A 13,458-nucleotide genomic window follows, 5' to 3' on the forward strand; every position below is an offset into this window, starting at 1 on the left:
GAGACATCTTCTCGGCGGGTGCCGGGAGGGGTCTGCCGAGACGGGTTACCGCAGGGCCTCTCACTGTGCGGCACGTCGGTCGTACCGTGGGGACATGACCAGTCGAGACGAAGTCCGGGACTTCCTGATCTCTCGGCGCGCCCAGATCACCCCCGAACAAGCGGGTATCGAGTCCGTGGGGCGTCGCCGTGTGGAGGGTCTGCGCCGTGACGAGGTCGCACGTCTCGCCGGGGTGAGCGTCGACTATTACACGCGTCTGGAGCGAGGCAACCTGGCCGGTGCGTCCGACAGCGTCCTCGACGCGATCGCCCGGGCGCTGGATCTCGACCGGGCGGAGCACGACCACCTCTACGACCTCGCCCGCGCCTCCGTCGCATCGCCCCGGAACACGCCGAAGGCCCCCGCCGCCACCGCCGTGCAGCCCACCATCCAGCACGTGCTCGACAGCATCACCGGCGCGCCCGCCTTCGTGAAGAACACGCGCATGGACATCATCGCCGCGAACACCCTCGGATTCGCGATGTACTCCGACATGTACCTCGGCACCTTCCGGCCCGGAAACCATTCGCGCTTCATCTTCTTGGATCCCCGCGCGCACGACTTCTACCCCGACTGGGAGCGGGCCGCCAGCACCAACGTGCAGATCCTCCGGCGCGACGCCGGGCGCAACCCGCACGACAAGGGCATCGCCGAACTCGTCGGCGAGCTGTCGATCCGGAGCGAGGAGTTCCGCTCCCGGTGGGCCGCGCACGACGTGAGGCGGCACTACTCGGGCGCGAAGTCGTTCCGGCATCGCGCGGTCGGCCTGCTCGAGTTGAACTACCTCGTGATGGACCTCGAAGACGACCCGGGCCACTCCCTCACCGTCTACACGGCTGCGCCGGGCAGTCCGTCCGAGGACGCGCTGCGTCTGCTCGCGTCGTGGGCCGCCACCGAAGAGATCGTCACCAAGGCGCGCCTGGCCACCGCGGCCCGCTGAGCCCCCGACATCCGCTGAAGCCGCGGATCACTCGCAATTCCCCGCCACGTCGCGTGCGCCTTCGGCGTGCCTCGACGAGCGCTCGAAGGAGAAGAAGTGGCCCCCACCACGGCATCCACCCCCCTGCCCGACACGGCCGCGGTCCGCCCGCGCCTCCCGCTCGCCGCACTGATCGTGCTGGCGCTCATGGGATTCATCCTGATCGCCGCCGAGACCATGCCCGCCGGGCTCCTCCCCGACATCGCCGACGGCATGGACGTCAGCGAAGGGACCGTCGGCCTCTTCATCAGCGCGTACGCGCTCGGCACGGTCGTCGTCACGATCCCCGCGATCACCCTCACCAGCTCGTACCGTCGCCGCCCTCTGCTGCTCATCGGCACGCTCGGCCTCATCGTGGCCAACACCGTCACCGCCGTCTCCGCCGACGTCACGCTCTCTCTGGTGTCGCGATTCGTCGCCGGAGGATTCTCCGGGATCATCTGGGGGATGCTCGCGATGTACGCGATCCGCATCAGCCCGCCCGAACGCGCCGGCGTCGCCCTGTCGATCATGTCGACGGGAGCTCCTCTCGGTTTCGCCTTCGGCACCCCCCTGGCCGCATTCATCGGCATCAGCACCGACTGGCGCTGGTCGTTCGTCGCCTTCAGCATCCTGGGACTCATCGTCGCCGCGCTCACACTGATCGTGGTCCTCGACGCTCCCGGGCAGCCGCCGACAGAGCGCCTCCCCCTCTGGAAGGTGTTCCGCCTGCGCGGAGTGCCGGTCGTCCTCGGCGTGATCGCCGTGTGGATGCTCGCCCACAACACCATCTACACCTACATCGCGCCCTACCTCCGCGCCACCGGCACGGGGATCACGCCCGACCTGCTGCTCTTCGTCTACGGGGTGGCCTCGCTCGGCGGCGTCGCGACCACCGGGGTACTGCTCGATCGGCACCCCCGCGCCCTGCTGCACGGCAGCGTCGGCATCTTCGTCGTCGCAGCGCTCGTCCTGCTGATCGGGCACACCTCCCCCGCCGCCGTCGTCGTCGCGACCGCGATGTGGGGTCTCGGCTTCGGTGGCGCGCCGGCGCAACTGCAAGCGGCCCTCACCCGAGCCGGTGGAGCCAACTCCGACGTGGCCAACTCATTCTTGCCGGTCGCCTTCAACATCGCGATCTTCGCCGCGGGGATTCTCGGGGCCGCCCTGCTCACCACCTTCGACCCGCTGATCCTGCCGGTCGTCATGATCGCTCTCGGCGCCGCCGCCTTCGTCCTGACCGTCTCCGCACGCCGCTCCGCGTTCTCGGGAGCGTGACCCTTTCTCCCACCCACCGCACCCCCACAGAAGAAAGAGGAACCATGCGCGCAACACTCATGTACGCCGCCGGAGACGTCCGCGTCGTCGAGGTGGCCGAACCCACCCTCATCGACCCGACCGACGCCATCATCCGCGTCACCTACGCCTGCGTCTGCGGGTCGGACCTGCATCCGTACCACGACCTCGACGACACCCCCGAAGGTCGCCGCATGGGTCACGAAGCGATCGGTGTGATCGAGCAGATCGGCGGCGACGTCACGACCCTCGCCGTCGGCGACACCGTGATCGTGCCGTTCGCGTGGTCCGACGGCACGTGCGCGTTCTGCCGCGACGGCATGACCACCTCGTGCGTGCACGGCGGGTTCTTCGACGGCGCCGCCTCCGCCACCCAGGCGGAGAAGCTGCGCGTTCCCTTCGCGGACGGAACGGCCGTCGCCCTCCCGGCCGGCACCGATGAAGCGCTGATGCCCTCGCTCCTGACCCTCTCGGACGTGTACCTCACCGGCTACCACGCGGCAGTGCGCGGAGGAGTCGAGGCGGGCAAGACCGTCGTCGTGATCGGAGACGGCGCGGTCGGCCTGTCCGCGGTTCTGGCAGCTCGACAGCTCGGGGCGGAGACGATCGTGCTGATGGGCCGCCACGCCGCGCGTACGGATCTCGGTCGGGAGTTCGGCGCGACCCACGTCGTGGCCGAACGTGGAGACGAGGGCGTCGAGAAGGTTCTCGAGCTCACCGGAGGCGAGGGGGCGCACGTCGTGCTCGAAGCCGTCGGCCACATGCCCGCCTACGAGCAGGCCTACGGCGTCGTCCGCCCTGGCGGCGTGATCTCGCGCGTCGGCGTCCCCCAGTACGAAGACGCCGCCGTCGGCTTCTCGTCGCTGTTCGGCAAGAACGCCACGCTGACCGGCGGACCCGCCACCGTGCGGGCGTACCTCGAAGCCGCCATCCCCCAGGTGATCGACGGGACGATCACGCCCGGGAGGGTCTTCGACCGCGAGCTGCCCCTCGACGACATCGCGGAGGCGTACCGTCTCATGGACACCCGCGAAGCGCTCAAGGTCCTCATCCGGCCATGACCCGGATCCGCGCACCACGGCGCTGGATCCGCCTCGGGGCGATGTGCGCAGGCGGTGTCCTTCTCACCGCCTGCGCGGGGCCGGCGCTCCCCGAAGCGACACCGGCGACCGTCCCCGCGCCGACTGTCACCGCTCCCCTTCCCCCCACGGCCAGCGCCCCCTCGACGCAGGAGTCTCAGATGGACACCACGACCATCGTCATCACGATCGCCGGCACCGCGGTCCGCGGCACCCTTCGCGACAATGCCGCCACCGCATCGCTGCTGTCCCAGCTGCCGCTCGACCTGGACTTCGCCGACTTCGGCGGGCAGGAGAAGATTGCCAGGCTCCCCGCAGCCCTCGCCCTCGACGGGATGCCCGGCGGCAGCAGCGCCGAAGCCGGCACGATCGGGTACTACGCACCCAATCGAAGTCTCGTGCTGTACTACGAGCCCGTGGGGTACTACGACGGGATCATTCCCATCGGAACCTTCGACGACCTCGAGTTCGTCAGAGATGCCCCGCCGTCGACGGGAACGGTCAGCCTCGAGTGAGGTGACGGCGGCGCGCCGCCGTGACCGCCGAGCGGCAGCCCGGGGCCAACGCTCCGCTACGCCTCCCTCGCGACGGGCGGGCTGAAGAGGTTCACGACGTTGCCGTCGGGGTCGCGGACCAGCGCGGATCGGTTGCCCCAGGGCATGGTCGTCGGTTCGAGGACGACGTGTTCGCGTGCGAGCGGGAGCCCGGCGAACGCGACGTCGACGTCGTCGACCTCGAACTCGATGAACACCGATCGGTTGGTCGCGGGGAGGAGAGCCCCGTTCAGCATGGCGACGGTGTCCGTGCTCGCGATCGCGAGGGTCGCGCCGGGGCCGCGGAACTGGGCGAAGACGGGGGCGGGCCGTTCGGCCTGCTGGCCGGTGACGCGCTCGTAGAAGGCGACGAGGGCGTCGAGGTCAGCGGTCACGATGCGGAGGGAGGCGAACGACATGGGTTTCCTTCGGTGGAGTCGACGGGATGAGATCTCCAGCCTCACCGGGCACCGCGACACCGTCCTGTCGGTGTTTCGCGAAGTCCTCGAAATCAGTCCTCGACGACCGACCGCAACCGTCCGTACGGAATCGCGAGGTCGGCGGCACGCAGAGCCCGCTGCGGGGGTCGCTCCTCGGTCACCTCCATCGACAGCATCCGGTCTCCCCGGAACGCCCGCACCCCGTCGCGCAGACGGCACCACGCGATGAGGTACCACTGCCCGTCTTTGCCGATCGATCCCAAGGGTTCGACGTCACGGCTCGACTCGGCGCCCTCAGCGTCCTGATAACGGATGCGCACGACACGATCCGCGCGAAGGGCTGCGGCGAACTCCGGGGGCACGACGGTCTCGTCCTCGCTCTCGAGGACGTGCACGCGGGAGGCGAGCGCTCGGGCACGCGCGGCCTCCCCCTCCGGCATGACCGCGAGCATCTTGCGGGCCGCCGTGCGCGCGGACTGCCGGAACGGGCTGCGCCCGAGGGTGCCGAGCCCGATCAGCACCGCGAGCGCCTCGTCAAGGGTGAACCCCGCTGGCCCCAGCGTCGCGGATGCGTCGATGACGTATCCGCCGCTCCGGCCGGGCTCCGCCCAGATCGGCATGCCCGCCTCCTGCAACGCCGAGAGGTCCCTCTCGATGGTGCGCACCGACACCTCGAACCGCTCCGCGAGACGACGAGCACTGCGCGGTCGCGGCGAGACGGCCCGCAGTTCCTCCACCAATCCGTAGAGACGATCGGTGCGGTTCACGTTCCCATCATCCGGCACGTCTTCACGCGGATCCCTCCGGGCACGTCTCCTGCGTCCCCGCGCCGCGGCATCCGGGGCTACTATCTTCGTGTGCACGTAGATAAGCAGATAAGCGGGCTCGGCCCGGATTCCGAGTACGTCGAGCTCGCCGTCGAGGTGTTCGCGATGCTCGCGGACGCCACCCGGGTGAAGATCATCCTCGCGCTGCGCAACGAGGGCGAAGCGAGCGTGAACCACCTCGCCGAGATGGTCGACAAGAGTGCGGCCGGGGTGTCGCAGCATCTCGCGAAGCTGCGCATGGCGCGAATGGTGTCGACCCGACGTGACGGCACGACGGTGTTCTACCGCTTGACCGACGAGCACGCGTCGGAACTCGTGATGGATGCCGTGAAGCAGGCCGAACACGTGCTGGGGCACCCGTCGCACCACACCGCGACGGAGGCCCTGTCATGACCAGGAACGTGCACCCGCACACGCACGGTCACGAGGACGGACACGCGCACGACCACGACCACGACCACGACCACGACCACGACCACGACCACGACCATCATCACGACCACGCGCACGCGCACCCGCACGGAGGCGTGAAGGGCTTCCTGTACGACCTGTTCGTGCCGCACACCCACGACTCCGCCGACTCGATCGACGACGCGATGGAGGCCAGCACCGCCGGCATCCGGGCGCTGAAGATCAGTCTGCTGATCCTGCTGGCCACGACCGTTCTCCAGGCGATCGTCGTGGGTTTCACCGGGTCGGTCGCGCTGCTGGCCGACACGATCCACAACTTCGCCGACGCGCTCACCGCCGTGCCCCTGTGGATCGCGTTCGTTCTCGGCCGCCGGGTCGCCGATCGCCGCCACACCTACGGGTTCGGCCGCGCGGAAGACCTGGCCGGCATGTTCATCGTGTTCGTCGTCGCCCTCTCCGCCGTCGTGGCGGGGTGGCAGGCGATCGACCGGTTCGTGAATCCCCGCCCCATCGATTTCCCGTGGTTGCTCATCGCGGCCGGTCTGATCGGGTTCGCCGGCAACGAAGCGGTCGCGATCTACCGCATCCGCGTCGGGCGCAAGATCGGCTCCGCGGCGCTCGTGGCCGACGGCGTGCACGCTCGACTCGACGGGTTCACGTCGCTGTCGGTCGTCCTGGGCGCGATCGGCGTGCTGCTCGGCTTCCCCCTCGCCGACCCCCTCATCGGCCTGTTGATCTCCGCGTCGATCATGGTCCTGCTCTGGGGCACGGTGAAGTCGATCGGTGCCCGCCTGATGGATGCCATCGACCCCGCCCTCGTGAACACCGCGGAGCACGCACTCGCCCGCACCGCGGGCGTCGAGGCGATCCGCGATCTGCGGCTGCGGTGGGTCGGACATCGCTTGACCGGCTCGGCCACCGTCGAGGTCGATACGACCGATCTGCACGCCGCCGAACACGTCGCCGCGCACGCGGCCGGGGCCGTGCGCGCAGCCATCGGCAATGTCGACGTCTTCACCGTCACCCCCACCTCCTCTGTCGCTCATGTCGCGCCGCACTGACTCCCGCGCCCCCCGCGATCCGCGGCTCGACCCCCGGCCCCGGCTGGGGCCGCTGTATCTCGCCGGCTTCACCACGGCGTTCGGAGCTCACGGCGTCGCCGCGGCACTCGGAACCGAATTCGAGAACATCGGGCTCACCCTGTGGGGGCTCGGGCTCATCCTGGCGCTCTACGACATCGCCGAGGTCGTTCTGAAGCCCGTTTTCGGCGCCCTCAGCGACCGCATCGGCACCAAGCCGGTGATCGTCGGCGGACTCCTCGTGTTCGCCGCCGCCTCGGCGCTGGGGGTCTTCGCGGCCAGCCCTGCTCTGCTCGCCCTCGCGCGCCTCGCGCAGGGCGGCGCGGCTGCGGCCTTCTCCCCCGCGTCGTCGTCGGCCGTGGCTCGGATGGTCGGACCCGGGCAAGCGGGTCGGTACTTCGGCAAGTACGGCTCGTGGAAAAGCCTCGGCTACGCCGGCGGGCCGCTCATCGGCGGAGCGTTGATCCTCTGGCTGGGGTTGCCGGCGCTCTTCGTCGTGCTCGCCGTGCTCGCCGCCGTCGCCGCGATCGCGACCGCGTGGCGCGTGCCCGCTCTCCCCGTGCTCCCCAAGCAGCGGGTCACCGTCGTCGAGCTGTTCCGACAGTCCACCGCACCGGCCTTCCTCGGCCCGGTCGTCCTCCTCGCCGTCGCCACCTCCACCCTCGGCATCGCGGTCGGGTTCTTCCCCCTCATCGGAGCCCAGCTGGGCCTGAACCCCATCGTGGGGATGGGCCTCGTCAGCGTCATCGCGGTCATCTCCGCCGCCGTCCAGCCGCGCATCGGTCGGCTGCACGACGAAGCCGCTCACCGGGCCGGTCCGCTGATGGCGGCGGGATCCGTGGCGCTGGTGCTGTCGCTCGTGCTCGCGGGGGCGGTCCCGGCCCTGCCGATTCTGGTCATCGCGGCGGTGCTCGTCGGAGCAGGGGTGGGCATCGTCACGCCCCTGGGCTTCGCCCGCCTGGCCGCCACCACCCCGCCCGATCGGATGGGCCGGACGATGGGCAGCGCCGAACTCGGGAGGGAGATCGGAGACGCCGGCGGCCCGATCCTCGTCGGCGCGGTCGCGGCCGCAGCGAGCCTCCCGATCGCTCTCATCGTCGTGTCGATCGCGACAGCGGCCTCGGCCGCGCTGGGGGCGACCTGGGCGGGACGAGGCACACCGGCCGCGGCCGAGGACGACCGAGGGTGACGCACCCGGGGGCGAGACCGATCGCCTCGCCCCGGGTCGCGGGGTCGGGGCGGGAAACCGCCCGAGCCGCCGCTCAGTCGTCGAGACCGACCAGCGCCGCGCTCCGCTCCCACAGCACCTTCGCCACGGCCGGGTCGTCGGCGATGCGGTTGGTCTTCGCGGGCTTGTTGTTGGAATAGAAACCGCCGCGCTCCCAGTCGACGCCGGGCTTACCGAGCGCGAGCCAGGTCAGACGCGCGCCGCCCACGGCGGTCGAGGTCATGAGGCTCTTGGCGAGCGGGCCGCCGTAGAGGAACTTCCAGGGGCCGTCGCTCGACGATCCGAAGTTCGAGGCGATCACGCCCGGGTGGAACGCCACGGCCGACACGCCCTGGTCGCCGAAGCGCCGGTTGAGCTCCTTCGTGAACAGCACGTTCGCGAGCTTCGCGTTGCCGTAGGCCGCGGTCGAGGAGTAGCGCCGCTCGCCCTGCAGGTCGTTCAGGTCGAAACGCGGGAACAGCTTCGCGGCGGCGCTCGAAGTCTGGATGACCGAGGCGTCCGACTCGATGAGGCGCTCGCGCAGCAGATTGGTGAGCAGGAACGGCGCGAGGTGGTTCACCTGGAACGTCGTCTCGTAGCCGTCCTTCGTCAGGGTGCGCTCGCCGAAGACGCCGCCGGCGTTGTTGACGAGCACGTCGATGCGCGGGTATTTCTCGAGGAGGGATGCCGCGAGCTCCCGCACCTGCGCCAGGTCGCTGAAGTCGGCGACGAACGAGTCCACCCCCAGCGAGCGCGCGACGCGGGCGGTCTTGTCGGGGTTGCGGCCAACGACGACCACCTCTTCGCCCACCTGGGTGAGCTGCTTCGCGGACGCGGCGCCGATGCCGTCGCTGGCTCCGGTGATGACGATGGTGCGGGTCATGCGAACCTCCCTGGGTCGAAGAGCGCCACGCTACTGCGGGCACCGATGTGAACGTCGGGGCTTGCCCGTGGCATCCGGTACCGAAAAGAACTCACAGCCCGCTCCCAGCCCCACGGGACCAAATCCGACGGCCCCCGCGTTCTCCTCACTGACGCCCGACACAGGGCGACATGACGAAGGGATACGCACGTGAGCACGGAGTACCGGAAGACGTCGGAGGCGCTCAGCCGCCTCACCGACCGCCAGTTCGCCGTCACGCAGGACGACGCCACCGAACCGCCGTTCCGCAACGAGTACTGGGACAACCACGAAGACGGCATCTACGTCGATGTCGTGTCGGGACAGCCGCTGTTCTCCTCGACCGACAAGTTCGAGAGCGGATCGGGCTGGCCGAGCTTCACCAAGCCCATCGACGACGCCGCCGTCGTGAACAAGACCGACCGCTCGCTGTGGATGACGCGCACCGAAGTCCGCTCGGCCGGAGCCGACAGCCACCTCGGACACCTGTTCGACGACGGCCCGCGCGACGCCGGCGGGCTGAGATACTGCATGAACTCGGCGGCGATGCGCTTCGTGCCCGTCAGCGAGCTCGAGGCCCAGGGGTACGGCGCGTACCTCCCCCTGTTCCGCGAAAGCCGAGCCTCATGAACCTCTTCTCTTTCCTCACCCGCAGCAGCGTCAACCGCAGAAGGAGCACCACCATGACCAGCGGATCCACCGACACCGGCGAGATCACCCGTCGCCCCGGCACCGAGACCGCCGTCCTCGCAGGCGGATGCTTCTGGGGCGTCGAAGACCTCATCCGCCGCCAGCCCGGCGTGCTCGACACGCGCGTCGGCTACACCGGCGGTCAGAACGACCACGCGACGTACCGCAACCACCCCGGTCACGCGGAGGCCGTCGAGATCGTCTTCGACCCCACGCAGACCTCGTACCGCGACATCCTGGCGTTCTTCTTCCAGATCCACGACCCGTCGACCCTGAACCGTCAGGGCAACGACATCGGCACGAGCTACCGCTCCGCGATCTTCCCACTCTCGCCCGAGCAGGAGAAGGTCGCGCGCGACACGATCGCCGACGTCGACGCGTCGGGCATCTGGCCCGCGAAGGTCGTCACCACGATCGAGCCCGAGGCGCCCTTCTGGGAGGCCGAGCCCGAGCACCAGGACTACCTGATCCGCATCCCCCACGGTTACACGTGCCACTTCGTGCGTCCCGGTTGGGTGCTGCCCAAGCGCGAGCAGGCCTCCGCGTAATCGATAAGAGGGCCCGGATGCCACGGCATCCGGGCCCTTTCTCGTGTCAGGCGAGCAGCTCGTCGAGCAGGCGCTGCACCCGCTGCTTGATGTCATCGCGGATGGGACGCACCTCGTCGAGGCCCTTGCCCGCCGGGTCGGTCAGCTCCCAGTCCTCGTACCTCTTGCCGGGGAAGATCGGGCACGCGTCTCCGCAGCCCATCGTGATGACCGCGTCGGAGGCACGCACGTCGTCGGTGAGCAGCAGCTGCGGCACCTCCGCGCTGATGTCGATCCCCTCTTCGGCCATCGCGGCCACCGCCATCGGGTTGAGGGCGGCGCCCGGGGCGCTTCCGCCCGACAGCACGGTGACGCGGTCGCCGCCGAGCGCCCGGGCGTAGCCGGCGGCCATCTGCGAGCGACCGGCGTTGTGGACGCAGACGAAGAGGATCGTGGCGGAGGTCATCCGCTCATTCTGACGTGCATCGGTGAACGGCGGGTGCCACCCGTCGAGCGTCCAGAAGACGCCGCTACCCCGGCGCCGATGCGGCGTGTCGGGGACGCTCGACCGGCGTCCGCGGCGCGCAAGCCCCGCAGAACCCCGGGCTGACGTATCTAGGCTCGCGGCATGAGCGAGTACGACGTCGTCGTGGTGGGAGCAGGGCTTGCCGGACTCCGCGCCGCGACCCGCCTGGCCGAGGCCGGGCGCGACGTCGTGGTGCTCGAGGCGAACGACGCGGTCGGCGGGCGCGAGCGCACCGACATCGTCGACGGATTCCGCCTCGACCTCGGCTTCCACGTGCTGAACCCGGCGTATCCGGCCGTACGGCGCTGGGTCGACGTCGACGCCCTCGCGCTGCGGCGCTTCCCCGTCGCGGTCGGCGTGCGGCTCGACGACCGGGTCGCGCGCCTGGCGCATCCGCTGCGGCATCCGGGATCTCTTCCGATGACGTTGCGCTCAGGCCTGGTGCGGCCCGCCGACCTCGCGGCGCTGATCCGATGGGCCGCGCCGACGGTGCTCAACGCCCGGGCTGCCAAGAGGGGCCGCGACTTCTCGCTCGACGAGGGCTGGGACCGGGCGGGCCTGCGCGGCCCCCTCCGCGAGGCGGTGCTCGAGCCGTTCCTCGCCGGAGTGATCGCCGACGACCGGCAAGAGACCTCCGACGCCTTCGTGCGTCTTCTCATCCGCAGTTTCGCGCTCGGGCGCCCGGGTGTCCCCGCCGCGGGGATCGGCGCCCTTCCCGCGCAGCTCGCCGACTCCGCGCGGCGTGCGGGTGTCGGCATCCGTCTCTCGCACCGCGTCGTGTCGACCCGGCGGCGCGCGCACGGCTGGCACCTCGGGGTGGAGGGTCGGGATGCCGTGACCGCCCGCACCCTCGTGCTCGCGAGCGGCCTGGACCACGCCCTCGACGCACCGCACCCTCGCACGCGCGGCCTTCAGACCTGGTGGTTCGCCGCCGACCAGGCCCCCTCGGCCGATGCCGCCCTGCGCGTCGACGGCCGCCGCCGCGGGCCGATCGTGAACACCGCGGTCATGACGAACACCGCCCCCACGTACGCCCCGCGCGGGCAGCACCTCATCCAGGCGACGTGCGTGCTGCCGTCCGACGCCACCGAGAACGACGTGCGGCGTCAGCTCGGCGAGGTGTGGGAGGCCGACACCCGGCCGTGGCGCCTGCTGCGGCGTGACGACATCGCCCACGCGCTCCCCGTGCAGGATCCGCCGTTGCGTCTGCGCCGCCCCGTGCGGCTCGACGACGGCCGCTACCTCGCCGGCGACCACCGCGACACCGCGTCGATCCAGGGCGCGCTGGTGTCGGGGCAGCGCGCCGCCGAGGCGGTGCTGGCCGACCTCGCGCGGTGAGCGGGCGGCGTCGCGACCCGTCTGAGACCGCGAGACGGCAACCCGCTGACAGCCCCGTTGCAGCCTGACGCGGGTTCGTCAGCGAGATGCAGTCTCGGCGCCGCCGGGCGGCGTGACGCTACCCCCGCGCCGCCAGCGCCGTCAGCGCCTCGCCCGTGACGCGGCGGGTCGTCCACTCCTCCATCGCCTCGGCGCCGAGCACGCGGTAGAAGCCGATCGCGGGCTCGTTCCAGTCGAGCACCGTCCACTCGAGGCGCGAATAGCCCTTGTCGACGCACTCGGCGGCGAGCGCGGCCAGCAGGGCCACGCCATAGCCGTTCGCGCGGTACTGCTCGTGCACGTACAGGTCTTCGAGCCAGATGCCGTGGCGCCCAGTCCAGGTCGAGTAGGTGAGGAACCAGATCGCGATGGCCCGGATGCCGCCGTCGGGGCCCTCCACGACGAAGGCGAACGCGCGGGGGTCGTCGCCGAACAGCGTGTCGTTGAGCATCGCGGCGGTGTTGTCCACGGCATCCGGCTCGCGTTCGTATTCGGCGAGCGCCTGGATGCACGCGAGGATGCCCCCTTCGTCGCCGGGGCGGGCGGGGCGCAGTAGGGCGCCGTCGCGGAGTTCGGTCATGGTCGGCACTCCTCATGAGCGTCGGGGGTGTGGGTCATGAAGGAGCCTCCCAGCTCTCCCGCGCGACGCGGCGGAAGTTGCCGCCGGTCACCGCCGCGATGTTGGAATCGTTCCACCCGCGCGCGGCGAGCGCCGCACCGATGCCGATGAAGGTCTCGGGCGGCATCCATTCCACGGGTCCCCACGCGGTGTAGCTGGCGTCGTAGAGCGCCGGGGTGTCGGCCAGGGCGACGCGGAACGTCTCCCAATCGAACGAGAAGTCGGTGCTGACCCCCACGTGGCGGATGCCGACGACCTCGACCGCGTGCTCGATGTGGCGCACCATGGCCTCGAGGGTCGGGGTGTTCGGCCCGAGGAAGATGCCGACCCCGGTCACGCCCACCACTCCCCCGGTGTCGGCGACCGCGCGGGCCTGGTCGTCGGTGATGTTGCGGGGGTGCTCCCACACGGCGCGCAGGTTCGAGTGGCTGAACACGACCGGCCGGGTCGACGCGGCGCACATGTCGAAGGTGGTGCGGGCGCCCACGTGCGAGCCGTCGGGCACCATGCCGCGCGCGTTCATCTCGGCGACGAGGTCGCGGCCCCACGCCGTGAGTCCCTCGTCGACAGCGTCGAGGCATCCGCCGCCGGCGGCGTTGGCGTGGTTGTACACGGGCCCGAGAGTGCGCACGCCCTGCGAGACGAGCCGCGCGACGGCGTCGAGGTCGCCGCCGAGGGGGGCGATGTCTTCGAGGTCGAACACGACGGCGGTGTCTCCGGCCGCCGCGATCCGGTCGACGTCGTCGACGGATGCCGCGAGCGCGAGCCCCTCGATCGCCTCGACCTGGGCGCGGAAGGAGCGCAGGACGGATGCCGCGACCTCGGGCCCGTGTGGGGCGAAGCCGACGTTGAGCGAGACGAGCCCGCCCCCGGCCGGACGGTAACGGTGCAGTTCGCGGAGGTCGGCGGTCTCGACGAGCTCGGCGCAGGCGTGCTGGTCCCAGAGCAC

Annotated in this window: 16 protein-coding genes; 10 read left to right on the top strand and 6 right to left on the bottom strand. The window is 70.7% G+C overall.

Translation table 11 applies throughout. From position 1 onward, the window contains the following. Window positions 1–94: 94 nt before the first annotated feature. The 4 genes from ABXS86_RS03960 to ABXS86_RS03975 all read left to right on the top strand — a co-directional run bounded on the left by ABXS86_RS03960 (window position 95) and on the right by ABXS86_RS03975 (window position 3,887). Window positions 95–979, top strand: a complete 885-nt coding sequence (locus ABXS86_RS03960; protein ID WP_353665688.1) for a helix-turn-helix transcriptional regulator — start codon at window positions 95–97, stop codon at window positions 977–979. 96 nt (window positions 980–1,075) lie between these two features. Beyond that, window positions 1,076–2,275, top strand: a complete 1,200-nt coding sequence (locus tag ABXS86_RS03965; protein WP_353665689.1) for an MFS transporter — start codon at window positions 1,076–1,078, stop codon at window positions 2,273–2,275. A gap of 44 nt (window positions 2,276–2,319) precedes the next feature. Further along, on the top strand, window positions 2,320–3,354 hold the full coding sequence (locus ABXS86_RS03970; RefSeq protein WP_353665690.1) for a zinc-binding dehydrogenase: 1,035 nt from the start codon (window positions 2,320–2,322) through the stop codon (window positions 3,352–3,354). 179 nt (window positions 3,355–3,533) lie between these two features. Further along, on the top strand, window positions 3,534–3,887 hold the full coding sequence (locus tag ABXS86_RS03975; RefSeq protein WP_353665691.1) for a cyclophilin-like fold protein: 354 nt from the start codon (window positions 3,534–3,536) through the stop codon (window positions 3,885–3,887). Window positions 3,888–3,943: 56 nt separating this feature from the next. Here ABXS86_RS03975 and ABXS86_RS03980 read toward each other — a convergent pair whose 3' ends face one another. Both ABXS86_RS03980 and ABXS86_RS03985 read right to left on the bottom strand, forming a co-directional pair. Next, window positions 3,944–4,324 (bottom strand): VOC family protein, encoded by a 381-nt coding sequence (locus ABXS86_RS03980; protein WP_353665692.1) that lies wholly within the window; start codon window positions 4,322–4,324, stop codon window positions 3,944–3,946. Window positions 4,325–4,416: 92 nt separating this feature from the next. Further along, window positions 4,417–5,112 (bottom strand): helix-turn-helix transcriptional regulator, encoded by a 696-nt coding sequence (locus ABXS86_RS03985; protein WP_353665693.1) that lies wholly within the window; start codon window positions 5,110–5,112, stop codon window positions 4,417–4,419. Between the two features lie 90 nt (window positions 5,113–5,202). Here ABXS86_RS03985 and ABXS86_RS03990 point away from each other — a divergent pair, with 90 nt between their 5' ends. From ABXS86_RS03990 to ABXS86_RS04000, 3 genes are read left to right on the top strand one after another with little or no spacing between them, the layout of a single operon-like run. After that, window positions 5,203–5,565 carry an ArsR/SmtB family transcription factor gene (locus ABXS86_RS03990; protein ID WP_260979650.1) on the top strand — a complete coding sequence of 121 codons (363 nt, stop codon included), beginning with the start codon at window positions 5,203–5,205 and terminating at the stop codon, window positions 5,563–5,565. Beyond that, window positions 5,562–6,644 (top strand): cation diffusion facilitator family transporter, encoded by a 1,083-nt coding sequence (locus ABXS86_RS03995; RefSeq protein WP_353665694.1) that lies wholly within the window; start codon window positions 5,562–5,564, stop codon window positions 6,642–6,644. Before ABXS86_RS03990 ends, ABXS86_RS03995 begins: the two co-directional genes overlap by 4 nt. Continuing rightward, the gene (locus ABXS86_RS04000) at window positions 6,628–7,851 is read left to right on the top strand and encodes an MFS transporter (RefSeq protein WP_353665695.1); all 1,224 of its coding nucleotides are present in this window, start codon (window positions 6,628–6,630) and stop codon (window positions 7,849–7,851) included. Before ABXS86_RS03995 ends, ABXS86_RS04000 begins: the two co-directional genes overlap by 17 nt. 73 nt (window positions 7,852–7,924) lie before the next feature. Here the strand turns inward: ABXS86_RS04000 and ABXS86_RS04005 are convergent, their stop codons facing one another. Then, a complete protein-coding gene (locus ABXS86_RS04005; RefSeq protein WP_353665696.1) occupies window positions 7,925–8,752 on the bottom strand; it encodes an SDR family NAD(P)-dependent oxidoreductase in 828 nt (275 codons plus the stop codon). Between the two features lie 189 nt (window positions 8,753–8,941). Between ABXS86_RS04005 and msrB the strand changes: the two genes are divergently transcribed. Together msrB and msrA are read left to right on the top strand one after the other, a co-directional pair. Continuing rightward, the gene (msrB, locus tag ABXS86_RS04010) at window positions 8,942–9,400 is read left to right on the top strand and encodes a peptide-methionine (R)-S-oxide reductase MsrB (protein ID WP_144781908.1); all 459 of its coding nucleotides are present in this window, start codon (window positions 8,942–8,944) and stop codon (window positions 9,398–9,400) included. Between the two features lie 53 nt (window positions 9,401–9,453). After that, complete coding sequence (msrA, locus tag ABXS86_RS04015) at window positions 9,454–10,008, top strand: peptide-methionine (S)-S-oxide reductase MsrA (protein WP_353666224.1); 555 nt, start codon at window positions 9,454–9,456, stop codon at window positions 10,006–10,008. Between the two features lie 46 nt (window positions 10,009–10,054). Here the strand turns inward: msrA and ABXS86_RS04020 are convergent, their stop codons facing one another. After that, on the bottom strand, window positions 10,055–10,453 hold the full coding sequence (locus tag ABXS86_RS04020; protein ID WP_307210595.1) for an arsenate reductase ArsC: 399 nt from the start codon (window positions 10,451–10,453) through the stop codon (window positions 10,055–10,057). 162 nt (window positions 10,454–10,615) lie between these two features. Between ABXS86_RS04020 and ABXS86_RS04025 the strand changes: the two genes are divergently transcribed. Continuing rightward, the gene (locus ABXS86_RS04025) at window positions 10,616–11,851 is read left to right on the top strand and encodes an NAD(P)/FAD-dependent oxidoreductase (protein ID WP_307210593.1); all 1,236 of its coding nucleotides are present in this window, start codon (window positions 10,616–10,618) and stop codon (window positions 11,849–11,851) included. Window positions 11,852–11,969: 118 nt separating this feature from the next. Here the strand turns inward: ABXS86_RS04025 and ABXS86_RS04030 are convergent, their stop codons facing one another. After that, a complete protein-coding gene (locus ABXS86_RS04030) occupies window positions 11,970–12,470 on the bottom strand; it encodes a GNAT family N-acetyltransferase (protein WP_353665697.1) in 501 nt (166 codons plus the stop codon). A gap of 34 nt (window positions 12,471–12,504) precedes the next feature. Next, a complete protein-coding gene (locus tag ABXS86_RS04035) occupies window positions 12,505–13,458 on the bottom strand; it encodes a dipeptidase (RefSeq protein ID WP_353665698.1) in 954 nt (317 codons plus the stop codon).

It is taken from the genome of Microbacterium sp. che218 (assembly GCF_040436305.1).
In the GTDB taxonomy this organism is placed as follows: Bacteria; Actinomycetota; Actinomycetes; order Actinomycetales; family Microbacteriaceae; genus Microbacterium; species Microbacterium algihabitans.